Genomic DNA, 23,590 nt, shown 5'->3' on the forward strand with positions numbered 1-23,590 from the left:
CCCCCCCCCCCCCCCCCCCCCCCCCCCCCCCCCCCCCCCCCCCCCCCCCGGCCAGATGGAGCGCTTCCACCACCCGGGTCACGTCATCGACAAGGGCCAGGTCCGCGGCATGCCGCGCCTCGGTCGCGCGCCTGTGGAGGAGGTTGCCCGCGGCAATCTCGGCGCCGGCGCCGGCGACCAGCGCGTTCCACCTGCGGGGGTCGTCGATGGCTCCCAGGTCGCGCATGCGGACGGCCAGGCCCCGGATGCGAGCCGCCCGGGCGCGTGCCTCCCCGGCGGCCGGAACGCCTGCCGCGTCGACATAGGCGGCGTTGGCGGCCGACACCGCGGCGAGGAGCTCGAAATGCGCGGCGAACGCGGCGGCGAAGCCGTCGAACGGATCGATCCGGCCGCCGGTGCAGGGGTAGCCGTTGGCGCAGGTGACCGCGCCCGCCAGCGCTTCGCGATAGGCCGCGCGGTACGCGGCCAGGGCCGCATCGCGAGCGCCGTCCGCCGCGGTGAAGGCGCCGGCGGCCTGCTCGGCGGCGGTCACCGCCTGCTCGGCCGCTCGCCACAGTGCGGTTCCGTCAGGAGCGCGCGCGATGGCTTCTCCGGCGCGCGTGATCGCGGCGAAGGCCTCGCGCTCGGCGCCGGCCGGGTCCTGAGAAACCGCCGGCGCCGCCGTCAGCGCGCCGGCGGCCAGCGTCAGCGCGGCGACCCGCATCCGTGTGCGCACCATCATGCCCCCACTACGACGCCGTCAGCGTCCGCGTACGCACCGTCAGGTCGTCGACCCGGTCCACGTCGACCGCGACGCCGAGGCCCGGCCGGTCGGCCGGCACCGTCACCATCCCTGCCGAATCCATCGTCCATTCCGGCTTCACGACGTCCTCGGTCCAGTAGCGGGCGCTCGGGCTGACGTCGCCGGGCAGCGTGAAGTTGGGCAGCGACGCCAGTGCGACGTTGCAGGCGCGGCCGATGCCGCTCTCCAGCATCCCCCCGCACCAGACCGGCACCGCGTGGTGCTGGCAAACGTCGTGGATCGCCCGGGCCTGGGTGAAGCCTCCCACGCGGCCCGGCTTGATGTTCACGATACGGCCGGCGCCCAGGGCCAGCATGTCCTCGGCCGCCGCGGCGTGCGGGATCGACTCGTCGAGGCAGATGGGCGTCTCGAGCCGGTCCTGCAACTGCGCGTGCCGGCGGAGGTCGTCCTGCGCGAGCGGCTGCTCGATCATCAGCAGCCGGTAGGCGTCGAGATCCGCGAGGTGCTCCGTGTGGCCGAGCGTGTAGGCGCTGTTGGCGTCGGCCATCAGGGGGGCGTCGGGACCGAGCGCCTCGCGCACCGCCCCGATGTACTCGATGTCGGCCCCGGGCCGGATCTTGATCTTGATCTTGCGGTACCCGCGCGCCAGCGAGTCGCGCGCCTTGTCGACCAGCGCCCGCGGGCTGTCCTGGATGCCGATGGAGATGCCGGTCGCAATCGCGCGGCGGGTGCCGCCGAGGAGCTTCGAGAGGCTCGTTCCTTCGCGCTCGGCCCACAGCGCCCAGGCGCCCATCTCGACGGCCGCCTTCGCCATCGGGTGGCCGCGGAACCCGCGCCGCAGCATGCCGTCGATCGCGTCGGGCTGGCCGATGCCGGCGCCGAGCACGCGCGGGGCGATCCACTCGGTCAGCGCCAGCCACGCCGTGTCGATGGTCTCGGCCGAGAAGTTCGGCCGCTCCCCGGCGACGCACTCGCTCCAGGCGGTCGTGCCGTCGGCGTCCTCCAGCTCGAGCAGCAGAATCCGGCGGCCCGTCGTGCGGCCGGAGGAGATCTCGAACGGCTCGCGCAACGTCATCCGGATCTCCCGCAGCGTGATGCGCGACAGGCGGAAGCTCATCGGTCGTCCGTTGCGGGCGAGCCCGCGGAGTCGCCCGCGGATGCCGGCGCCCGGGTCACCAGGTAGTGCGAGTCGCCGGGGGCTCCGCGGTGCTCGAAGCCGGACACGCGGTACCCGTTGGCGAGGTACCAGGTGAACGCGCGGCGCTGGACCTGCTGCCATGCCCGGGCGCGCGGCGGGTCGGCCGCCTTCAGGCCGTCGATGTCGGCCGGCGCGGCCACGCGGACCCGCGGGCCGGTCGGCAGCGGGCGTTCCCGGCGGAGCCATTCCGCATCGACGATCGGCGCGGCTCCCGCCGTGGATCCCTTCTTTTCGAGCCCCGGCGCGCTTCCGGTGGGCGCGGTTCCCGCCGCAGGTTCGGCCCCGGCCGGTCCCGCCTCGTCGAGCCGCCACTCGACGATGAAGCGGTCCGTGTCCAGCCCCGCATGCAGCGCGCTGCGCGTGTCGCCGTACATGTTGGCGACGTACTCCACCGGCCGGGCCCCGAGGCTGTTCAGATTCAGATTGGCGTTGCGCGCCACGAGCGGATCGTAGGTCCAGAGCATGCGCCGGATGCCGCGCTCGAGAAGCTGCCGGCGCTGGAAGCGCTTGAGCCGCTTGCCGAGTCCCGCCCCGCGCGCCTGGGGCCGCACCGCGAGCATGTCGGACCAGTGTACGAGCTCGCCGTCGCGGATGCCGCTGATGCCGAAGACGAAGCCGAGCAGGCGGCCGTCCGCGTCGAACGCCCCCGCCGACACGCCGCCGACCCGTTGGGAAACCATCAGGATCGTGGCCGGGACGACGTCCACGAAGTTCTCGCCCCAGGTCTCGCGCTGCAGCCGCACGCAGGCGTCGTAGTCGGCGCGGGAATCGAACGAGCGGATCGCCGCATCGGTCGCCGGCATCTTGATCGGTACAGTACATCGCACACGTGGGATCGGGGTGTCGCGGACCACTCAGCGCAACACCTCACCGTCCCACAACCGCTTCAGAAAATCCAGCGCGGGCAGGATTCGCACGTCGTCCCAGAGGGCCGCTCGCTGTCCCAGATATACCCCGAAGCAGGTGGTTGCGTGCGGGGCGAGATGCTGCCGGACACGGTGCAGGCCCCGATTGAAGCGCCGGTCCCAGCGCGTCGTCGCCTTTATCTCGATCGCCACGAATCCCGCGGCCGTCTCGCAGAGGACATCGACCTCCGCGTCGTCGTAGCTCCGCCAGTAGTGCGGGCGATAGTGGCGGCCCGTGTAGCTGAGAAAGGCGCGGATCTCGTTCAGGATCAACGTCTCCACCAGGGGGCCCCGCTCTTCGAGCGTCGGCGGGTACGGCAGGCGCCCCGACAGCGCCCGGACCACGCCGCCGTCGAAGAAATAGAACTTGCTCTGCCGCACCTGCTTCGTGGCGGACTTCAGCTTCCAGGCCGGCAGCCAGTATCCGATCAGCGTGTCGGTCAGGATCGCGAAGTGGTTCTGCACGGTGCGGCGGTCGATGCCGGCATCGCGGGCGATGGAAGTGGCGTTGGTCGCCTGCGCGTTCTGGCGGGCCGCGATCTCGAGGAACCGCGCGAAGGCGCCCAGGTTGCGGGTCAGCGCTTCGGCCTGTACTTCCTGGACCAGGTAGGTTTCGGCATACGTGCGCAGGTAGTCCAACGGGTCGTCGTCGACCAGGGCCATAGGTAGCGTCCCGTACGACAGCGCCCGCTCGATGTCGAGCTCGAAGTCCAGCTCGGCCGACACGAGCGGGAACAGGGTCGTGGTGATCGCCCGCCCGGCCAGCAGATTGACGCCTCGGCGCCGCAGCTTGCGGGCGCTCGAACCGGAGAGCACGAAGCGCAGACCGCGTGCTTCGATCAGCCGATGCACCTCGTTCAGCAGCTCGGGGACCTTCTGCACCTCGTCGATGACCGCCCAGGATCCGGCGGGCAGCGCAGCGAGTTCCCGGAAGAGAACGTCCGGGTTCTTGCTGAGCCGCAACGCCTCGCGCGTGTCGAGCAGGTCGTAGGCGTCGGCGGTCGGAAACCGGTCGCGGATCCAGGTGGTCTTGCCCGTGCCCCGGGGGCCGAACAGGAAGACCGAACGCGTCGGGGTCGGGAGTGATCTGGCGTACAATATGTACTATTTTACCGAAAAATAGAGCATCTATGAGTCCTCTTGGGCGGCACCGCTCCCTGGACCTGCCTGGAAATGCCCCGTCCCCCCCAAAGAAACCCTGCAGATTCCCCCGCGGGCGTCAATTCGCCGCACCAGAGTGATGTAATCTTCACGACATCATGGTGCGCACACAGGTACAGGTAACCGAAGCTCAACACCGGCGATTGACGCGCTACGCCGCGCGTCTCGGTATTTCGCTGGCGGAAGCGGTTCGGCGCTGCGTCGATGCCCAGCTCGACCGGGACGAGACGCAGCCGACGCGCGACGAACGAATTCGTGCGGCGCTCGCCGTCTGCGGCAAGTACCGCGACTCGAGCGGGGAGACCCGCGTGGCTCCGGAGCACGATCGGTACCTGGACGAGGCGTTCCGCTGATGAGCGTCTTTGCCGACACGTCCGGTCTGTATGCACTGCTCGTTGGCTCTGAAGATGGCCATGACAGCGTGGTGCGCGCGTTCCGAGGCGTCGTCTCGCAACGGCGTCCGCTCCGCACGACATCGTATGTCGCCGTCGAGACGGTCGCTCTGCTGCAGCACCGCGTCGGACTGGAAGCGGTGCGGGATTTCGACGACCACGTGTTCCCGTTGCTGTCCGTGGAGTGGGTGTCCGATGCCCTGCATCGGCGCGGCATGCGACGCCTGTCGAGGGAGAACCGCCGCCGTCTCAGTCTCGTCGACTGCGTGAGTCTCGAATTCATGCGGCAGCACGCGATCGAAGACGTGCTGGGACTCGACCGGCACTTCGAGCAAGCCGGTTTCTCGCTGCTCCGTGGCTCTGGCGGCCCGTAGACCGAGCCGACCAGCCCGACCCTGCGTATAATCGCGGCGGCAACCGCCGACTTCAAGGAGATCCGATGCGCCACGCACTATTCCGTTCCGTCGCAATCGCTGCCTTCGCCGCGGTCCTGCTCGCCCTCGTCGCCGCCGCGCCGCTGTCCGCCGCGTCCGAGAACTGGCCCGCCTTCCGGGGCGCCGACGCCATGTCGACGGTCGAGGACGACCCGCGGCTGCCGCTCACCTGGAGCACGACCGAGAACGTCGTCTGGAAGACGCCGATTCCCGGGCTCGGCTGGTCGTCGCCGGTGGTCTGGGGCGACCGCATCTTCCTGACCACCGTCATCAGCGAGGGCGAGGAGGAGGAGCCGCGCATGGGGCTCTACTTCCCCTACGGCTCGCCGCAGGCGATGCCTTCCGGCGGGCGGTTCCGGGATCCGGAGCCGGGCGACCTGATGGAGCGCTCGGCGGCGGTCCATCACTGGCTGGTGCAAGCGATCGACTTCGAGAGCGGCGACGTGCTGTGGACATCCGAGGTGCACACCGGGGAGCCGGACTTCGACCGCCACCTGAAGAACACCTACGCCTCGTCGACGCCGGTGACCGACGGCGAGCGCGTCTACGCCTACTTCGGCAACGTCGGCGTGTACGCCCTCGACATGGAGGGCGCCATCGTCTGGGAGCGCCGCTTCGAGGCGACGGACACGCGTCTCGGGTGGGGTCCCGCGGCCTCGCCGGTGCTGCACGACGGGACGCTCTACGTCGTCAACGACAACGACGAGCAGTCGTTCCTGGTGGCGCTCGACGCCGAGACCGGGGTGGAGCGCTGGCGGGACGACCGCAACGAGGGGACGAACTGGTCGACGCCCTTCATTTGGCAGCATGAGGACCGCACGGAGCTCGTGACCACCGGCAGCGACCTGGTGCGCTCGTACGACCTCGACGGCCGCGAGCTGTGGAGCTTCCGCGGGATGAACTCCATCTCGATCCCGCAGCCGTTCGCCGCCCACGGCCTGCTGTACGTCATGTCCGGCTACGTCGGCGACGCGGTCCGGCCGGTCTACGCCATCCGCCCCGGGGCCGAGGGCGACATCACCCTCCCGGACGGGGCGACCAGCAGCGACTACGTGGCCTGGTACCAGGATGCCGCGGGGCCGTACCACCCGACCCCGCTGGTCTACGGCGATCACTACATCACCTTGCACGACCGCGGGTTCTTGACTGTCCACGACGCGCACACCGGCGAGGAGCTGTACTTCACCGAGCAGCAGATCCAGACGCAGGAAGTGCGCCGCCGCGTGGCGCGCGGGGCCACCGGATTCACGTCGTCGCCGTGGGCCTACAACGGGATGATCTTCCTGCTGAGCGAGGACGGCGACACCTACGTGCTCGACAGCAACGACCGGTTCCGGCTGGTCGCCACCAACGCGCTGGAGGAGGTGGCCATGTCGACGCCGGCGATCGTCCGCGGGAACCTGGTCATCCGGACCCGCTCGCACCTGTGGAAGCTGAGCGACCTGTCCGGGGCGGAGTAGTCCAGGCGCGGGTCGGCGTTGCGTTATGATGCGGGATTACGAGGGGCAACGCTCCCTCCGGCGGGAGTGGAGGGGCAGCAGGAGACGATGAGGCGTACCGTATCGCTGGTGGCAGCCTTCGCGGCGGCCATCGGGCTGGGCCCCACCGATCTCGCGGCGCAGCGCGCGTCCGAGCGGCGGGTGGCCAACCCGGGCGAGACGCAGTTCGAGCTCCAGTTGCTGCGGCCGTCGGGCGGTCCGGTGGTGCCGATCTTCGAAGGGTGGTACCGCAACCCCGACGGCACCTTCGAGCTGTCGTTCGGCTACTTCAACGTGAACACCGAGGAGACGCTGGAGATTCCCCTCGGGTCCGACAACTTCATCGAGCCGGCCGCGTTCGACGGGCGGCAGCCGACGGTGTTCGAACCGGTGCCCGAGAGCGACCGCCGCCACTGGGGCGCCTTCACCGTGACGGTGCCGGCCGACTTCGGCAGCCGCGACGTGGTCTGGACGCTGCACGCGCGCGGGCAGACGCTCTCGGTGCCGGGGCGGCTCACCAGCCCCGCCTACGAGCTGGCGGGGTGGGAGTTTCCGGGACGCTCGAGCGTGTCGCCGCTGCTGCGTCTGGCGGCGGAGGGTCCGTCGGGGCGCGGGCCGCGCGGGATCACGGGCGCGGGCCGGCGGGCGAAGGTGGGCGTTCCGCTCGATCTCGGCGCGTGGGTGTCCCGCGACGCCGAGGCGGTCGACGACGAGCGGCCGATCAACATCAAGTGGTTCAGGCACCAGGGGCCCGGCGACGTGACGTTCGCCGAGCGGACCGCCGTCGTCGAGCCGGACGCCTGGGCGCACGGGGACGGGGCGAAGGTGGCAACCGCGGCTACCTTCTCCACACCAGGCGAGTATCTGCTGCGGGTGCTTGCGTTCAACGTGATCCGGGAGTTCGAGTTCCAGTGCTGCTGGACCAACGGCTTCGTGCCGGTGACGGTGGCACCGTGATCGCCGGGCGGAAGGGGATCCGTGACAGCGGAAAACGAACTGGCAGTGGGCTTCCTGTGGGCGGTAGCCTATATGTTCCTGCTGGTGGGTGTCTTTGGGTTCGGAGCCTGCTGGCTCCTGAAGGATACCGTCCGCTGGGTCCTGCGTGAGCCACACTTGCGATGGCACCGCGCCGGGCGGTTGGTGGCTGGGATCGCGACGGTCGGCGGCTTGGGGACGATGAGCGCGTTTCTGGGCGACAATTGGACACTGGCCTTCGTGATCGTGTGTGCCTTGTCGACTCTTTTCGTCAAGTACGGGGCGAGTGCTCTGAAACGGCTCGGCGTTCTGTAGAGATCTGCAGGCTGGCGGAACGCCGGCGCGAGACGCTGCCGGCTGATCGGGGAGAAGATCATGGCTAAGGTGGACAGGTTCGTTGGGCGGTTGTTCCTGGTCGGATTGGCGCTAACGCTGGTGCTGGCCGGTGCGGCCCCGGCCCTGGCGCAGTCCGGCGTCGCGGGCGTGTCCGGGGCGGCCGACGTAGAGCCCACGTTCAGCCGGGACGTCGCGCCGATCCTGCAGCGCTCGTGTCAGCACTGCCACCAGCCCGCCGGCATCGCGCCGATGTCGCTGCTCACCTATCGCGAGGCGCGCCCCTGGGCGCGCAGCATCCGGGATCGGGTGGAACGGCGCCTCATGCCCCCCTGGCACCTCGACACGACGGTGGGCATCCAGGACTACAAGAACGACATCTCGCTGACCGAGGACGAGATCGACACCGTCGTCCGGTGGGTGGACGCGGGCGCGCCGCAGGGCGACCCGGCGGATCTGCCTGCACCGCTGGAGTTCCCGCGCGCCGACGCCTGGGAGGTGGAGGCGCTGCTCGGCCGGCCACCCGACCTCATCGTTCGCTCGACCCCCTACCACGTCGTCGCCAACGGGCAGGACCAGTGGTGGTCGCCGCGGATCGAGTTCGAGGGCTTCGACGCGCCCCGCTACATCCGCGCGGCCGAGTTCAAGCCGTCCTGGCCGCTCGGGATCAAGGTCACGCATCACGGCCACGCCACGCTGCGGAGCACGGCGGCCGAGGGTGAAGACCCGCCGCGGACGCATCTGGTCGGCATGGGCATCGGCAAGCGGTACGACCTGCTGCCCGAGGGTGTCGGCAAGCTGCTGCCGCCAGGCCCCGGCACGGTGAACTTCAGCCTCCACTACTTCCCGATGGGCGAGGAGGTGACCGAGGTGGCCGACGTCGGGGTGTGGCTCTATCCGGAGGGCGAGGAGCCGGACATCGTGACCGCCGGCGAGCGGCAGTTCTACGTCGACGGCACCCACCGCGAGCGGCTGCGGGCCAGCGACATCCTCATTCCGCCGCACGGGCACCTCGTGCTCGAGGACCAGTACGTCATGGAGCAGCCCGCGCTGATCCAGAGCTTCCGGCCCCACATGCACATGCGGGGTACCGAAATGTCGATGGCCGTGCTCTATCCCGACGGCCGCCGCGAGCTGCTAAGCAGCGTCAACCGCTACGACCACAACTGGCAGATCGCCTACGTCTACGACGACGACGCGCAGCCGCTCCTGCCCAAGGGCTCGGTGATCATGCTGCGCGCGAAGTGGGACAACACGGCCGCCAACCGCATCAACCCCGACCCGGACCAGTGGGTGGTGTTCGGCGCCCGGGGCGTCGACGAGATGTCCCACGCGTGGATCGGCATCACCTATCTGGAGGACGCCGACTACGAGGAGCTGGCCGCGGAGCGCGTGGCGGCCGAAACCACGGACGAGTCGCAGTAGGCGGCCTCTATCGGGGATCCACCTCATACAAGCCGCCGCCGGACGGGTTCGTGCCGCATCCGTGGTCCGGCCGGCGGCGTTGCCGTCTCGTCGGCCGCCATCCTTCCCGGGCGCCGCGGACCCTCGGCGCCGGGCCCGCCGTCGGCCAGATTCTGATCGCTACGCGGCGTCTCGAACACCGGGGCGAGACCAGAGTCAGATTGGACAGGCAGCAACCCAGGATGAATGCGCTGGCGAGGTCTATCGAGTAGATGGACGGCAAGCGGCGGGTCGAGGAGGAACAGGTCATGCGGCACTCGATGTTCTTCACGTTGACCGGGGTTGCGCTCGTCTGCCTGCTGCTGATCCTGGCCGCCTCGCTTCGGTTGCTCGCGGGCGGGGAAGCGCAGCGGCCGAACATCCTTCTCATCGTCGCCGACGATCTCGGCTATGCCGACCTCGGCGCCTACGGCAGCGACATTCGAACCCCCAATATCGACCGGCTGGCGGCCGGGGGCATCCTCTTCACCCAGTTTCACACCGCACCCATGTGTGCGCCCACGCGCGCGATGCTGTACACGGGCAACAACAACCACATGGCGGGCATGGGGCGGCAGGTGATCATCCCGACGCTTGCCCATGAGCTGGCCGTTCCCGGCTACGAGGGCCGCTTGTCCGACCGGGTCGTTCCCGTGTCCAGGGTGCTGGCGGACGCCGGCTACCGCACGTACTTCGCGGGGAAGTGGCACCTCGGAGACACGCAGGAGCACAGCCCCTTCGCCGCGGGCTTCGATCGTTCCTTCTCGCTGCTGCACGGGGCGGCCAGTCACTTCAGCCCGGTCGGCTTTTTCCCTGGCGGGTCGGTGTACTCGCGGGACGGGCAACCCGCCGAGTGGCCCGACGGGGCCTATTCGTCCGAGCTGTTCACCGACGAGCTGATCGGTTTCATCGAGAGCGACGGCAACGACGGGCGGCCGTTCTTCGCGGTAGCCGCCTACACCGCCCCCCATGCGCCCCTGCAGGTGCCCGACGACTACCTGCACCGCTACTCGGGCCGGTACGACGACGGCTACGACGTGTTGCGAGAGCGTCGATTCGAGGAGCTGAAGCGGGCGGGAATCGTCGCCGCCGACGCGCGGATGCCGCCGCGCAACCCGGCCATCACGCCCTGGTCCGAGCTGAGCGAGTCGCGGCGGCGCGTCGAGGCCCGGAAGATGGAGCTGTACGCGGCGCTGGTCGAGAACCTGGACTCTCACGTGGGCCGGCTCCTCGACTACCTCAGAGTCGAGGGCCTGTCCGAGAACACGCTCGTGATCTTCCTGTCGGACAACGGCGCCGCGGCGGAAGACTTCTACAACCGCGGCATCCGGATGCCCTACGTCCGCCGGCACTACGACAACGACTACGACAACATGGGCAAGCCCGGCTCCTGGGTCTCCTACGGCGCGCCCTGGGCGGAAGCGAGCTCCGCGCCCTTCCAGCGCTACAAGACCTTCACCCTGCAGGGAGGCATCGTCTCACCGCTGATCGTTGCCGGCGCCGGCGTGAACCATACCGACGTCATCACGGATACCTACGTCACGGTGATGGACATCGCCCCCACGCTGATCGAGCTCGCCGGAGGCGTCTACCCCGAGGGCGAAGACGTGCGGCCCATGCTGGGAGAGACCATGCTTCCGTTGCTTTCCGGCCGCAGCGACAGGGTTCATGAAGACGACTACGTGACCACCCTCCATCATCAGGGACGGGCGTTCGTGCGCCAGGGCCGATGGAAGCTGGTCACCCGCGCGGGCCCGTTCGACGAGTCGAGGTTCGAGCTGTACGACATCGAGGCCGACCCTGGCGAAGCACGGGACCTGAAGACGCAAGAGCCCGGCGTGCACGGACGGATGATCGAGTTGTGGAGGGAGGAGCGGCGCAAGCTCGGGATCATGCTTCCCGGGGATCTCTAGCGGTACGGCTGCGCCGCTCTGCCTGTCCGATCAGGCACCCTCCGCGGTGTACCGCGTCACACGACGTTCATCGGTACGGCTACTGCGGCGTGGCTGTCCGCTCAGGCACCCCGGCGACGATCAGCCCGCCGAGGGGCGTCCCGCGCTCGGCTTCGCCGCCGAAGGCCTCGTAGCTCCGGAACTCGAGTCCGCGGGCCTCGATGAACTTCCTTGCACGCTCTCGCGCCGGGGTCGCGGTCGAGATGCCGAAGAGCCAGCTCTCGCCGTAGAAGGCCTTCATGGCGTACTTCGCGTAGTTCCCCAATACCACGAAGGGCTTGCGGGCGAACACCAATTCCCGGCTGAGGAAGTCGAAGGCGATGCGCGATCCGGGCGCGAGTCCCGCTACCTCGCCCAGCGTCTTGTCGATCGCCGCGTCGTCGAGATACATCGTCACGCCTTCCCACAGGATGAAGGTCGGCAAGTCCGGGTCGAACCCGTGCGCCTTCAGCGACGCCATCCACGACTGCTGGTTGAAGTCGGTCGGCGCGAAGACGACGTGGCCGCTGTCGACGCCGGCGGCGCGCAGTGCCTCGACCTTGGCCGCTTGCGTCGGCGGCTCGTCGACCTCGAAGCATCGCACAGCCTCGCCGCCGTAGCGGCCGTCGGGCGCGCGCAGGTCCGCTCCGTCCGGCAGCGGTCCGTAGAAGCGCGTGTCCCACCCCGCGCCGAGCACGACGAACTGCCGGATGGGACTCTCCGCGGCGGCAGCGGCGGCGACGGCGCCGTCGAAGAAGTGCGTGCGATGGCTGATGAAGGTCATCAGCGTCGACGGCCGCGGGCCCGGGTACGCGAGGAACGAACCCCTGAAGCCGCTCCACCGCGCCGCCAGGACCAGGGTGTCCACCAACAGCCGCAGGACCACGGGCGACAGCGCGGGCAGGTGCGGCGCGATCCGCTCGGCTGCCGCGTCGGTGCGGCTCCCGATGTGGTGGAGTAGCAGCCGCGTCATGTACGGCTCGTAGGCCGTACCCGAGATGCCGCGCGGCCTGTTCACGAAACGGATCCGGCAGGTGTAGATCAGCGTGCCGATGAGCTGGAGGGGGAAGAACACGATCTCCAGAAGGGTGAAGAGCAGGACTCTCATCGGCGCGAGCGTACCCTATGATCCGACGAGTCGAGGAGGATGGACATGAACAGACGGATGACCGGCGCGGCGTGGGGGATCGGAGTCGTCGTCGCCTGCCTGACCGCGGCGGCTCCCGCGGCGGCGCAGCAGAGCTGGGTCGAGCGTGCCGTGCACAACTTCGGCGAGCCGATCAACACACTCTGGGCCGAGGGTGAGCTGTCGTTCGCGGCCGACGGCACGATGGTCTACTGCAGCGCGCGCGAGGACCTCGGCGCGGCGCCCGGCGACCCCAAGGATCTCTACATCGCGACGTTCGACGCCGAGACCGGACGCTGGAACACGCCCGTCAACATGGGACAGCCGGTCAACTCCGCCCCCGCCACCGGCGTGGACCCGCTACGGCTCGGCGACGACCGGGAACCGTGGATCACCGCCGACGGCAACACCATCTATTTCAAGTCGGACCGGCTGGCGACCAGCGACCCCCGCAACGCCAGCGATCTGTTCGTCACCCGCAAGGTCGAGGGGGTGTGGACCACGCCGGAGTTGCTCCCGTATCCGATCAGCACGGACGCCGGCGACGAGCATTGCCCGGCGATTCTCAATGACGGCGAGACGCTCTGCTTCGCCTCCCGGCGGGAGGGCGGCTACGGCGGGTCGGACATCTGGTGCTCGCGGCAGGACGCCGACGGCGTCTGGCAGCAGCCTGTGAACCAAGGGCCCAACATCAACACCGCGGCCGAGGAGTTCCACTTCTCGCAGGACGCCGACGGCCGGGTCTACTTCAGCTCGAACCGTCCCGGCGGTGAGGGCGGGATGGATATCTGGTCGGCGATGCAGACGGGACCGAACCGTTGGGCGCCCGCGGTGAACCTGGGGCCACAGGTGAACACCGCGGCCGCCGACATGTGTCCGGCGCTCCCGCCGGACGACACCACCTTCACCTGGTTCTCGTACCGCGAGGACAACAGCCTCGGGGGAGTCGACATCTTCTGGACCCACAGGTCCAACCTGGCGACCGAGCCGGAGCAATAGATCAGCCGAACAAGCTGTCGAATAGAGCGTCAACTATTACATGGAAAGGAGTATAAGTAGCTTTTTATGCAGTATCTTGCACTGAAAAAAATCATGCCTGAAAATGTGTCAAAATAGGCGTCATGGACTGGACGCGGTTCGGTTTCGAGTACCGGTTGCGCCTGGACGCGCTGACTCCCGGCCTGATCCGGATCGAAGCATCCAGGGAGACAGCGCACAATCTGGTGCTGCCACCGGACTGGAAGACGCAACTGGACCAGTTGAACCGCGTGCGTGCCGTCCATGGAACGACCGCCCTCGAAGGCAATCCGCTGTCCGAGGACGAGGTGCGCCGGCAGATGGATCTGCTGGCGTCCTCTTCGACGTCTCCTGCGGCTCCGTCCAGGGACCAGCAGCAGGTGCGAAACGCCGGCCGTGCGCAGGACTGGGTCCGCCAGCGATTCACGCCGGCGGCCGCTCCGTTGCGGCGTTTCGACCTCCTGCGGATGCATGAGTTGCTCACGGAGGGGTCCGACGAGACGGACAACCTGCCGGGTCGCCTGCGGACCCATTCCGTCGTCGTGGGTACGGAAGCGCTGGGCGGTGTGCATCGAGGCGCACCGCCGCAGGACGTGTCCGGGCTCGTCGACCGGTTCGTGGACTTCGTGAATTCGGGACCCTTCCTCGCGCAACACCCCGTCGTGCGCGCTCTGCTGGCGCACTTCTTCCTCGTCACGATCCACCCGTTCGGGGACGGAAACGGCCGGGTGTCCCGGCTCGTCGAGGCCGGCATTCTCTTTCAGGGCGAGTACAACGTGTTCGGATTCTACGGCCTGTCGAACTACTTCTATCGCCACGGAGACGACTACAAGCGGCTGCTGCAGCAAAGCCGGCGCACCCAACCCTTCGACCTGAACGCGTTCGTGGCGTTCGGCGTGGAAGGGTTCGCGGCCGAGCTGAGGGGCATCAACAACTTCATCAAGACGAAGCTGAACCGCGTCGTCTACCGCGCCACCCTGGTTCGGGCGTTCAACCAGCGGGCGGGCAAGCGCCGGCGCGTGATCAACCAGCGCGAGTATCGCCTTCTGGACTTCCTGCTGCAGGAAACGGAACCGACCGATCCCTTCGCAGAGGAGCCCTCCCGGAAAATCGCCTACTCGGCGCTTCGCCGGGCGCCGTACGTCACCGGGGTGTACGGCGACGTCACGGTTCGTACCTTCTATCGGGAACTGACGAGGCTGGCTGAAATGGGGTTCATCAAGTTCCCGGCCCAGGAGTCGGAGCCGACCATCGAGATCGACTTCGACGCGATCGGCCGGTACTGACCCGGGGGGCCGCACGCTACGACATGGCGCAACCGGTCCAGCGGTCGTGACGCCTGAACCCTCACACGGGCACGGGACTCGGACACACGCAATCGCCTTGGCCACCGTCCTGCCAGTGACGCCGAGTGCGCCGAATGACTCGGACACCCAGCCCAAGCGGCCCGAGGAGCTTGTGAAGCGATCCGCTGGTAGACCAGCGGACCCAGCCCACCACCGGTGGCGGTGGGCCGGATGGGGAACCTCGTCCCGTGAGCGTCCTCCGCTGACGGCAGCCCGATTGCCGCCAGCCCGCCACGACCTCGGTCAGTCGTTGGTCATCATCTGCCCCGGCCAGCGGCTATCGATGGGCATGGACGGATCGGCCGTGATCTTCAGGTCGGCGCAGTGATGATAGGAATAGCCGCCCGGTGTGTTGTACACGTGATCGGCCATGAACTGGATGACCTGCAGCGTGCACTTCTCGCAGTTGATGTTCGGGATGGGGATGTCGGCCTCCCAGGGATCCATCGGGGTCTCGGGCCGGAACGAGGCGCGCTGGTCCCCTACCGGATAGTGCGTGAACAGGCCGTCCGCGAGGACCGGAATCTGCGGCGGGCTCTGAATCACGCCCCAGACCGAGTAGAGACCCCGATCCGTCCACTCCTCGACCGCGGTTGGATCCGCCGGCAGCTCGTTGCGCGAGTTCACCGAGAGCGCGACGCGGTAGTGGCCCGAGTGGAAGATGGTCTCCTGGATCTTCAAGTGCAGGTTCGACCCGCCGGTGACCTCGGTGACGATGCCCGACAGAATCGCGTCGTTGTCGCCGGTCGGGTTGCCGCCGCACGGTCCGACCTTCTGCGGGTTGCCGAGCCTGTCCAGGTTGATCCAGGGCGCCGGTTCCAGCAGTTGGAAGTGCGCTTGCGTATCGACCGGCAGCATGGCCAGCGCGACGGCCGCGGCGAACAGGAAATGCAGTAGGCGCTTCATGGTGTCGTTCCTCCTCGATGGACGCGGTGATTCCGATGGATGGCGGTCTCTGGACGCGCGCCACAACGGAGGCGGCACGCCAAGGTGCCCGTATTGTAGCTCCACGGCGCGTTGATATCATGGTCGCCGGCGGCCGGCGAACGAACTTGCCGCAAGCCGCGGGGTATCGGCAGCGGAGGGCACGATGAACAGACGCGACTTCATCAGAACGTCGGTGGGCGCCGGGCTTCTCGTATCGGCCTACCCCAGGTCCCTGTTCGCGCGATTCCAGGCGCAGGAACGTCGCGGAACGATGTTCGACAAGATCTGGGACGCGCACGTCGTCGCCAACCTCGGCGGCGAGACGGACCTGCTCCAGGTGGACCGCTGCATCGGCGGCAGTCCCACCCAGGTCATGCGGCTGGTCCGGGAAGGCGTCGAGCTCCGCAATCCCGAGATCTTCTACAGCGTGCCGGACCATACGGTCTCCACCTCGCCGGACCGCTACGACGACCCGTCGCTGGGATGGGGCTGGCAGCCGTACGAGGAGCTCGCCGACGACATGCGGGAGCTGGGCTTCACCAAGGCCTTCGGCCAGTTCGATCCGCGCTACGGGATCATGCACGTCGTCGGCCCCGAGACCGGGCTGAGCCAGCCGGGCATGGTGCTCTGCGCGGGCGACAGCCACACCTGCACGCACGGGGCGATGGGACTGATCTCCTGGGGCGGCGAGAACTCCGAGAACATCCTGCGCACCGGCACGGTCATCCGGCGCCGTCCGCGGTCCATGCGCGTGAACATCGTGGGCACGCTCGGTCCGGGTATCCGCGCGAAGGACGTCATCCTGCGTACGATCGCGCAGCTCGGCACGGACTCGGGCACCGGCTACGCGGTGGAGTACGCGGGTCCGGTCGTGCGGGCCCTGTCGCAGGAGGCCCGCTTCTCGGTCTGCAATCTCGCGGTGGAGATGGCCTCGCCGACGGGCATGGTCAGCCCCGACGACACGACCTACGAGTACCTCGCGGGCCGGGAGTTCGCCCCCTCGGCGCGCTACTGGGACCAGGCGCTCGCGTTCTGGCGCACCCTGCCCACGAACGACGACGCGGTGTTCGATCGGGAGGAGACGATCGACATGACCGGGGTGGAGCCGCAGGTCACCTGGGGCATCAACCCCGAGCACGCCATCGGGATCGGCGAACGGATTCCGGATCCCGACCGGGCGCCCGCGAACAAGCGGGCCACCTACCGGCAGGCGATCGAGTACAGCCGCCTCACGCCGGGCGAGCCGATCCTGGGGACGCCGATCGACGAGGTGTTCATCGGCTCCTGCGTCGAGAGCCGGATCAGCGACCTGCGCGCGGCGGCGGCCGTCGTCGAGGGCCGCCGGGTCGCGTCGAACATCACCTCGGCGTGGGTCGTTCCGGGGTCGAACGCGGTCAAGGCCCAGGCCGAGGCGGAGGGCCTGGACCGCATCTTTACGGATGCGGGCTTCGAATGGCGCGAGTCCGGCTGCTCGAAGTGCTACGGATCGAACGGCGACTACGTCGAGCCGGGTCACCGCTGCGTCTCGAACTCGAACCGCAACTACATCGGCCGGCAGGGACGCGACACGAACACGATGCTGGCGAGCACGACGACCGTCGCCGCCTCGGCGATCGCCGGTCGCATCGCCGACGTGCGCACGTTTCTGTAGGAGTCGGCGCCGTAGAACGGCGCGGACTCCTGGAGGGTTGGTTGGGCGCCAGGCGGAGCCGGGAGGCGACGATTGGCGGGCGAGCAGGGGGGCCGGGGCCATGGGACAGAACATAGAGCGTGGCGGGCATAGCTTCGCGGTGCACGAGGGCCTGGCGGCGCCCTTCCTGTTCGACAACGTGAGTACCGACGTGATCGCGCCGGCCCTGACCAACCTGACCGACGGTCTGGACGCGCCCCGCGGCGGCCTCGGCTCGAGCCGGGGCGCCACGGCGTTCGCGAACATCCGCTACAACGCGGACGGATCCCCGCGGCGGGACTTCGTCTTCAACCAGGAGGCGTACCGGACCGCCTCGATCCTGGTCGTCGGCAAGAACTACGCCACCGGCAGCTCGCGGGTCACCGGGGTCACCCGGCCGCTCGCGGCCTGGGGCGTCAGGGTCTACATCGGAGAGAGCTTCGGGCCGATCTTCCTGACCAACGCGGTGCAGTACGGCGTGCTGACGGTGGAGCTGCCGCGGGAGACGCTGAACGAGATCGTCGAGTGGGTCGAGTCGCACCACGGCGTCAGGATGAAGGTGGATCTGGAGCGGCAGTTGATCGAGATGCCGGGTCGTGACCCGATCCCGTTCGAGACCGATCCCAGGCTGCGGAACAAGCTGCTGAACGGCCTGCACGACCTCGAAGAGATCCAGCCGCACCTTCCGGCGGCCCAGGCGGTGCGGGAGCGGGACCAGCAGGAGCGCCCCTGGATCTATCAACCCGGTGATGGCCGCCGCTGAGGTCCCTGCCGCCATGTCCAGGCCTGCACCGCGATTCGTGCGCCATACCGGCATCGCGGCGCCCTTCCGGCAGCCGGATCTCGAGAGCGAGCTCATCGCCCCGGTCGGTGAGGAGCTTCGGGATCTCCACGCAGTGCACCTGGATCCGGGCGACGTACCTCTCGACGCTCACCGGCACGACGGTTCCTGGACCGGCCGGCATGCGTTTCCTGGCTTCCGGTACCGGCCCGACGGCACGGAGGATCCGGACTTCGTCCTCAATCACGAACCCTATCGCGAGGCCTCCATCCTGCTTGCCGGACGGAACTTCGGGCAGGGCAGCCAGCAGGCGTATGCGGTCATCCGGCTCCGGCAGTGTGGGATGCGCGTGGTCATCGCCCCGAGCTTCGGGCCGGTGTTCCATGACGACTGCTTCGACTTCGGTCTCCTCCCGGTTACGCTGGACGAGCAGGTGGTGCAAGCGCTCACGGATCGCGTCCGGGCGAATCCCGGGATCGAGATGACGGTCGACCTGGAGAGACAGGTGGTCGAGCGTCCGGGCATGGCGACCGCTCCCTTCCGGATCGACTCGCGACGGCGCGAGAGCCTGCTCCAAGGCGTGGACACTACGCTGCTGGAACGGTTTCGGCACGACGCGAACGCCGAGGAGATGCGGGAGAGGGATCGGCGTCGCCGCCCCTGGATCTACGACGACCCCGACCGTCGCGAGCCGTGAGGGTGCGCCGGTTATCCGAACGACTTCATTCGGCCGGGTCTGGTGCTGGAAGGTGGAGCCGCTCCAGAGTGGCGAGGCGCTGGCCTACCTTTCCGAACTCGATCTCGACGGCCCGCAGCCGATCATCGAGACGCCGAAGATCGTTTCGGACCTCGGCGACGTCGCTCCGCAGGCCGGCGAACAGAGTGACGACGACCGCGATCACCGCCACGGTCGACCCGACGATCGCCGCCAACAACGCCTTCGTGTCGCTACTCACTACACTTGGAGCGTAGCACGTTCACGCGGCGAATCGTCTCGGTAGACGTAGCCCCCGCTTGCCCGAACAGCATGCTATTTCGGCGTGCCCGACGAGACCGTCGATCGGATGCGGTAGCCGGTCTGCGGGTCGCCCTCACGATACGTCGCGTGACACGCGTCGCAGGCGCGAGTGACATCTCCGAGGACCGCGGCCACTGCCGCGACATCGACCGTTGTCGCCGACAGGGCCTCGTCGAGCGCGTCCAGTGCGGCCACGGCCTCCCGGTTCATCCGCACGGCGTCGCGTTGCCCGTCGGTCTCCCACTCGGGTCGGGTGGAGGCAAGCACCTGTCGTGCGAGCGCCAGGGGCGTCTTGGCCTCGACGTACGACGCCGACCCGAGGGCCTCCTCCACGCCTTCGAGGGCGGCGCCGATGGTCTTCATCGCGCGGTCGAACTCCTCGGGGCCTACCACCTTCTGCGCGGCCGCGAGGGTCCCCGTTCCGACCACGATCGCGACCGTCCACCCTGCCAGGCTACGTGTCATTCGACCTCGTGGATCATCGATCGCGCATCCGGCGCGGCCGTCTACCGGGGCGCCACCAGCCCTCGCAGGCGCTCGTGGATGGTCCCCGGGATTCCCAGGCGGGTATTGGCTCCGAGCTCCGCGAGCAGGGCCGCCGTCTCCGGCCACGCCTGGTAGTGGAACGACTGCTTGGCGCCCTCGGCGAGGCGGAACGCCGTCCGGCCCCGCCAGTCGCGCGCGTCGATGTCGGCGCCGCGCTCCACGAGCAGTCGGATCACCTCGTTGAGGCCGCTGAAGGCGGCGCAGTGCAACGCCGTGAAGTCGCCCTCGTTGGTGGCGTTCACGTCCATGCCGGCCTCGATGAGAATCCCGATGGCCTCCTCCGCCATGGGCTGGCGGGCTGCCCGCGGCGTGTTCGTCCAGTGCCCCCACCGCCCGCAACCGGCCGCGGCCATCATCGGCGTGGTGCCGTCGTTCGACGTGATCTCGGGCCGGGCGCTCGCTCTTAGCAGGCGGCGCAGGACGTCGCCGGTGGAGCTGTGCGTGCTCCACCCGTTGCGCATCCGGCCCGGGCCGGGGTTGGTCGCGAACGCCGCCACCCACAGCGGCGTGGCCCCGGCCACGTCTCCGGTGCCCGTCGCGAACGTGTCGTAGGCGCCATTGCGGACGAACCCCTGCTCGGTCACGTCCGAGGCGGTCATGCGCGCGTTGGGGTCGGCGCCGCGGGCCAGCAGGGCGTCGACCAGCGCCAGCCGCTCCCGGAGCGGGAGCCGGCCGGCCCGCGCGCCCGCGCCGCCGTGCTTGCGGTTCCATGCCTTCAGCCACGTGCGGACAGGGCCGGCGGCGGCGTGCAGCGCCGTGACGCCGTCGACCGCCCCGTTCGGATCGGCGCCCCGCTCCAGCAGAAAGTGGGCGAATGCGACCTGCCCGACGATGACCGCGTAGGCCAGCGGATGCGCCCCGTCCGAACCGGTCTCGTCCACGCCGGCCCCCGCGGCGAGCAACAGCTCGGCCGTCTCGATGTCGCCGTTGCGGGCGGCGGCGATCAGCGGCGAGAACGCCTGCCCTGGTCGGGGATGCACGTCGGCGCCCCGCTCGACGAGCGCGCGGACGATGTCGAGGTGGCGCCCGGCCACCGCCCACATCAGCGCCGTTTCGTGGGTGGCGGCGGTGGCGGCGTCGACGCCGGCCCCGCCGGAGAGCAGCGCCCGCACGACCTCGAGGCTGCCGGTGCGCGCGGCGGTCATCAGCGGCGTCAGGCCGTTCGACTGGGCCGCGTTCGGATTCGCCCCGGCGGCGAGAAGCCGCTCGACCATCGACGCGCTCGCGTTCTCGCAAGCCCGGGCGAGCGGCGTCACGCCGTGATCGTCCGCGGCATTCACGTCGGCGCCGGCGTCGAGGAGCAGCTCGACCGCCTCGCCGTCGTCCCAGTGGGCCGCCCACAGCAGCGCCGTCGCGCCATCGGCCCGCGCGGCGTTCACGTCGAGATCCTCGTCGGCGAGCAGCCCGCGCAGGCCGGCGGTGTCGCGCTCCGCCATCGCCTCCACGAGGCGCAGGTCCGGCTCGGCAGCCGCCGCGCTGCCGACCGCTGCCGCGAGGAGGACGAAACACAGGCTGGCGAGACCCTTCGTCAGGACGCGCATTCTGCTCCTCCCGCGTTCGGTTCCGTGCGAATGTCGATTCCGGCGACTCGCCACCACGTCGGGAACATCCTAGCTTTCTTGCGTGGGGGCGGCAAAGGTGATAGGTAGAGCGCAGGGCGTGGGTGGGCGCCCGCGGGAGACCCGGGGCTGCATACTATGTCCACGATGAGAGTGCTTGGCGCGGCATGCTTGGCGGGGATTGTGATGGTGGTGGCGGCGCCGCAGCACGCCGCCGCCGGGACAGAGGCGCCGTCACGCGCGCTGCTCGACCGGTACTGCGTCACCTGTCACAACGAACGGCTGCAGACGGCCGGTGTGATGTTCGACCGGGTCGACATCGACCGCGCCGATCTGCACCGTGAGCTCTTCGAGAAGGTCGCCCGCAAGCTCCGTAGCGGGCAGATGCCGCCGCCGGGCCGCCCGCGGCCGGAGCCGGCGGCGGTCGACGCCTTCGTGACGGCGCTCGAGGCGGAGCTCGACCGGGTAGGCGCGGCGGCGCCCGACCCGGGGCGCGTGGCGTCGCACCGCCTGAATCGAACCGAGTACGTCAACGCCGTGCGCGACCTGCTCGATCTGGAGATAGACGGGGAGGCGCTGCTCCCGAGCGACATGGCGGGCTTCGGCTTCGACAACAACGCCGACGTGCTCGCGATGACCCCGGCGTTGATGGATCGCTACATCACCGCGGCCACCAAGGTCAGTCGCCTCGCGGTCGGCACGCTGGAGAATCGCCCGGCGATCAGCACGTACAGGCTGCCGAACGCGGCGCGGCAGGAAGCCCGGATGGGCGAGGACCTGCCGTTCGCGACGCACGGCGGCCTGGCGGCGCGCCATGCGTTCTCGCTCGACGGCGACTACGTCTTCCGGATTCGGTTGCAGCGGAGCGATATCGGGGGGACGATCCGCGGCAACATCGCGGAGCGCGAGTACCACATCGAGCTGCGCGTCGACCACGCGCTCGTCGAGCGCCTCACGGTGGGCGGCGCGTTCGCGGGGCAGGTCCGGTACACCTTGTCGGGAGGCGGCATCGCGCCGCCGGACGACGATGTCGTGCACCAGCAGGTCGCGCTCTACAACCAGACGGCCGACGAGGGTCTGGAGGTGCGCCTGCCCGTCAGGGCCGGCACGCGGCTCGTGTCGGCGGCGTTCACCGACACGGCCCCCTCCGCGTCGGCCGGCGTGGGCGACAACGTGGTGGCCGGCATCGCGTCGCTCGAGATCCATGGTCCGTACGGCGGGAAGGTCCCCGAAGAGACGCCGAGCCGCCGGCGCGTTCTCGTGTGCCGGCCGAGCGGTGCCCACGACGAGGAGCCGTGCGCGAGGAGCATCATGGGCACGCTGGCCCGGCGGGCATACCGCCGCCCGGTCACCGACGTCGACCTCGCACCGCTGATGGAGATCTTCGAGATCGGGCGCAGAGCCGGGGGCTTCGAGACCGGCATCGCGCGAGCCCTGGAAGCGCTCCTGACCATGCCGGCGTTTCTCATGCGCGCCGAGGTCGATCCGGTAGGCGCTCCCGCCGGGACCATCTACCCACTAAGCGACGTGGAGCTGGCGTCGCGCCTGGCGTTCTTCCTGTGGCGGAGCATTCCGGACGAAGAGCTGCTGGATGCGGCCGTCCGCGGCCGACTGCGCGATCCGGTCGTGCTGGAACGGCAGACGCGCCGGATGCTGGCGGATCGGCGGGCCGCCCGCTGGATGGGCGACTTCCTCGGGCAGTGGCTGCAGGTGCGCAACCTGCGGACCATGGTGCCGGATCCGGTGCGCTTCCCCGGTTACGACAGCACCCTGCGCGACGCGTTGATGAAGGAAACCGAGCTGTTCTTCGAGAGTCAGGTGCGTGAGGATCGCAGCGTGCTGGACCTGTTGCGCGCCGAATACACCTTCCTCAACGCCCGGCTCGCCGAGCACTACGGCATCGAGGGCGTCCATGGCAGCCACTTCCGGCGCATGCCGGTCGCCGATCCGGCGCGGGCTGGGCTCCTGGGGCACGGGAGCGTCCTGACGGCGACCTCGTATGCGGACCGGACGTCGGTGGTGCTCAGGGGCAAGTGGGTGCTCGAAACGCTGCTCGGCTCGCCGCCGCCGCCGCCACCGGCCAACGTGCCGCCGCTTCCGGAAAACGACGGCAAGAGCGAGCCGGCATCGCTGCGGGAGAGGATGGAGCAGCATCGAGCGAACCCGGTGTGTGCGACCTGCCACGCCAACATGGATCCGCTGGGCTTCGCGCTGGAGAACTTCGACGCGATCGGGAGGTGGCGCGAGCGCGACGAGGGCGCGCCGATCGACTCCGCGATTACGTGGAGAGATACGTCGATCGACAGCCCGAAGACGTTCCGCGAAGCGTTGTTGCGACAGGGCGAGGACGAGCTCCTGCGCACGATCGCGGAAAAGCTGCTGACCTACGCCCTCGGTCGCGGCGTCGACTATCTGGATGCGCCCACGGTGCGCCAGATCGTGCGGGAAGCGGCGCGCGACGACCATCGCTGGTCGTCGTTCGTCCTCGGCATCGTGCGGAGCGCCCCGTTCCAGCAGCGGATCGTGCGGGACTCGGAGCCGGAAGAGCGTGTTGCCGCCCACGTCGGGGGCGGACAGTAGGCGCGCGTAGTCCAGCGCCTCCGACAGCC

At 69.3% G+C, this 23,590-nt stretch carries 22 protein-coding genes; 13 read left to right on the plus strand and 9 right to left on the minus strand.

The window, feature by feature from the left end:
• The 4 genes from F4X11_21690 to F4X11_21705 all read right to left on the minus strand — a co-directional run.
• Nucleotides 1–721: hypothetical protein (locus F4X11_21690; protein ID MYN67606.1), on the minus strand; the 721-nt coding region annotated here is incomplete at its 3' end.
• Between the two features lie 7 nt (nucleotides 722–728).
• Nucleotides 729–1,859: an o-succinylbenzoate synthase gene (menC, locus tag F4X11_21695; GenBank protein ID MYN67607.1), complete on the minus strand. Its 1,131-nt coding sequence runs from the start codon at nucleotides 1,857–1,859 to the stop codon at nucleotides 729–731.
• Nucleotides 1,856–2,743 (minus strand): GNAT family N-acetyltransferase, encoded by an 888-nt coding sequence (locus F4X11_21700; protein ID MYN67608.1) that lies wholly within the window; start codon nucleotides 2,741–2,743, stop codon nucleotides 1,856–1,858. Before F4X11_21700 ends, menC begins: the two co-directional genes overlap by 4 nt.
• 51 nt (nucleotides 2,744–2,794) lie before the next feature.
• Nucleotides 2,795–3,943, minus strand: coding sequence for an ATP-binding protein (locus F4X11_21705; protein MYN67609.1), 1,149 nt, complete (start codon nucleotides 3,941–3,943; stop codon nucleotides 2,795–2,797).
• 161 nt (nucleotides 3,944–4,104) lie between these two features.
• Between F4X11_21705 and F4X11_21710 the strand changes: the two genes are divergently transcribed.
• From F4X11_21710 to F4X11_21740, 7 genes are all read left to right on the plus strand, one after another.
• Complete coding sequence (locus tag F4X11_21710; protein ID MYN67610.1) at nucleotides 4,105–4,359, plus strand: CopG family transcriptional regulator; 255 nt, start codon at nucleotides 4,105–4,107, stop codon at nucleotides 4,357–4,359.
• Entirely contained in the window at nucleotides 4,359–4,772 is a 414-nt protein-coding gene (locus F4X11_21715; GenBank protein MYN67611.1) for a type II toxin-antitoxin system VapC family toxin, read from the plus strand. The genes F4X11_21710 and F4X11_21715 overlap by 1 nt, the downstream gene beginning before the upstream one ends.
• Nucleotides 4,773–4,837: 65 nt before the next feature.
• A complete protein-coding gene (locus tag F4X11_21720; protein ID MYN67612.1) occupies nucleotides 4,838–6,292 on the plus strand; it encodes a PQQ-binding-like beta-propeller repeat protein in 1,455 nt (484 codons plus the stop codon).
• A gap of 87 nt (nucleotides 6,293–6,379) precedes the next feature.
• Entirely contained in the window at nucleotides 6,380–7,267 is an 888-nt protein-coding gene (locus F4X11_21725) for a hypothetical protein (protein ID MYN67613.1), read from the plus strand.
• A gap of 21 nt (nucleotides 7,268–7,288) precedes the next feature.
• Nucleotides 7,289–7,600, plus strand: a complete 312-nt coding sequence (locus tag F4X11_21730) for a hypothetical protein (GenBank protein MYN67614.1) — start codon at nucleotides 7,289–7,291, stop codon at nucleotides 7,598–7,600.
• A 60-nt stretch (nucleotides 7,601–7,660) separates the two neighbouring features.
• Nucleotides 7,661–9,043, plus strand: a complete 1,383-nt coding sequence (locus F4X11_21735) for a cytochrome c (GenBank protein ID MYN67615.1) — start codon at nucleotides 7,661–7,663, stop codon at nucleotides 9,041–9,043.
• Between the two features lie 251 nt (nucleotides 9,044–9,294).
• The gene (locus F4X11_21740; GenBank protein ID MYN67616.1) at nucleotides 9,295–10,974 is read left to right on the plus strand and encodes an arylsulfatase; all 1,680 of its coding nucleotides are present in this window, start codon (nucleotides 9,295–9,297) and stop codon (nucleotides 10,972–10,974) included.
• 79 nt (nucleotides 10,975–11,053) lie between these two features.
• Here F4X11_21740 and F4X11_21745 read toward each other — a convergent pair whose 3' ends face one another.
• Nucleotides 11,054–12,100 carry a class I SAM-dependent methyltransferase gene (locus F4X11_21745; protein ID MYN67617.1) on the minus strand — a complete coding sequence of 349 codons (1,047 nt, stop codon included), beginning with the start codon at nucleotides 12,098–12,100 and terminating at the stop codon, nucleotides 11,054–11,056.
• 39 nt (nucleotides 12,101–12,139) lie between these two features.
• On the opposite strand from F4X11_21745, the gene F4X11_21750 reads away from it, so the two are divergent.
• On the plus strand, nucleotides 12,140–13,117 hold the full coding sequence (locus F4X11_21750) for a hypothetical protein (protein MYN67618.1): 978 nt from the start codon (nucleotides 12,140–12,142) through the stop codon (nucleotides 13,115–13,117).
• Nucleotides 13,118–13,239: 122 nt separating this feature from the next.
• Complete coding sequence (locus F4X11_21755; GenBank protein MYN67619.1) at nucleotides 13,240–14,421, plus strand: Fic family protein; 1,182 nt, start codon at nucleotides 13,240–13,242, stop codon at nucleotides 14,419–14,421.
• A 303-nt stretch (nucleotides 14,422–14,724) separates the two neighbouring features.
• Here F4X11_21755 and F4X11_21760 read toward each other — a convergent pair whose 3' ends face one another.
• Entirely contained in the window at nucleotides 14,725–15,387 is a 663-nt protein-coding gene (locus F4X11_21760) for a hypothetical protein (GenBank protein MYN67620.1), read from the minus strand.
• A gap of 184 nt (nucleotides 15,388–15,571) precedes the next feature.
• Between F4X11_21760 and F4X11_21765 the strand changes: the two genes are divergently transcribed.
• The 3 genes from F4X11_21765 to leuD all read left to right on the plus strand — a co-directional run bounded on the left by F4X11_21765 (nucleotide 15,572) and on the right by leuD (nucleotide 18,555).
• Entirely contained in the window at nucleotides 15,572–17,059 is a 1,488-nt protein-coding gene (locus tag F4X11_21765; GenBank protein MYN67621.1) for a 3-isopropylmalate dehydratase large subunit, read from the plus strand.
• A 100-nt stretch (nucleotides 17,060–17,159) separates the two neighbouring features.
• Nucleotides 17,160–17,840: a 3-isopropylmalate dehydratase small subunit gene (locus F4X11_21770; protein MYN67622.1), complete on the plus strand. Its 681-nt coding sequence runs from the start codon at nucleotides 17,160–17,162 to the stop codon at nucleotides 17,838–17,840.
• Nucleotides 17,824–18,555 (plus strand): 3-isopropylmalate dehydratase small subunit, encoded by a 732-nt coding sequence (gene leuD / locus F4X11_21775; GenBank protein ID MYN67623.1) that lies wholly within the window; start codon nucleotides 17,824–17,826, stop codon nucleotides 18,553–18,555. Before F4X11_21770 ends, leuD begins: the two co-directional genes overlap by 17 nt.
• 25 nt (nucleotides 18,556–18,580) lie before the next feature.
• On the opposite strand, the gene F4X11_21780 is transcribed toward leuD, so the two are convergent.
• The 3 genes from F4X11_21780 to F4X11_21790 all read right to left on the minus strand — a co-directional run bounded on the left by F4X11_21780 (nucleotide 18,581) and on the right by F4X11_21790 (nucleotide 20,963).
• Complete coding sequence (locus F4X11_21780) at nucleotides 18,581–18,814, minus strand: hypothetical protein (protein MYN67624.1); 234 nt, start codon at nucleotides 18,812–18,814, stop codon at nucleotides 18,581–18,583.
• Between the two features lie 74 nt (nucleotides 18,815–18,888).
• Nucleotides 18,889–19,341, minus strand: coding sequence for a hypothetical protein (locus tag F4X11_21785; protein MYN67625.1), 453 nt, complete (start codon nucleotides 19,339–19,341; stop codon nucleotides 18,889–18,891).
• A gap of 41 nt (nucleotides 19,342–19,382) precedes the next feature.
• The gene (locus F4X11_21790; GenBank protein MYN67626.1) at nucleotides 19,383–20,963 is read right to left on the minus strand and encodes a hypothetical protein; all 1,581 of its coding nucleotides are present in this window, start codon (nucleotides 20,961–20,963) and stop codon (nucleotides 19,383–19,385) included.
• A 156-nt stretch (nucleotides 20,964–21,119) separates the two neighbouring features.
• Here F4X11_21790 and F4X11_21795 point away from each other — a divergent pair, with 156 nt between their 5' ends.
• Nucleotides 21,120–23,561 (plus strand): DUF1592 domain-containing protein, encoded by a 2,442-nt coding sequence (locus F4X11_21795; GenBank protein MYN67627.1) that lies wholly within the window; start codon nucleotides 21,120–21,122, stop codon nucleotides 23,559–23,561.
• The last annotated feature ends 29 nt before the right edge of the window (nucleotides 23,562–23,590 follow it).

This window comes from Acidobacteriota bacterium, assembly GCA_009861545.1.
GTDB lineage: Bacteria > Acidobacteriota > Vicinamibacteria > Vicinamibacterales > UBA8438 > WTFV01.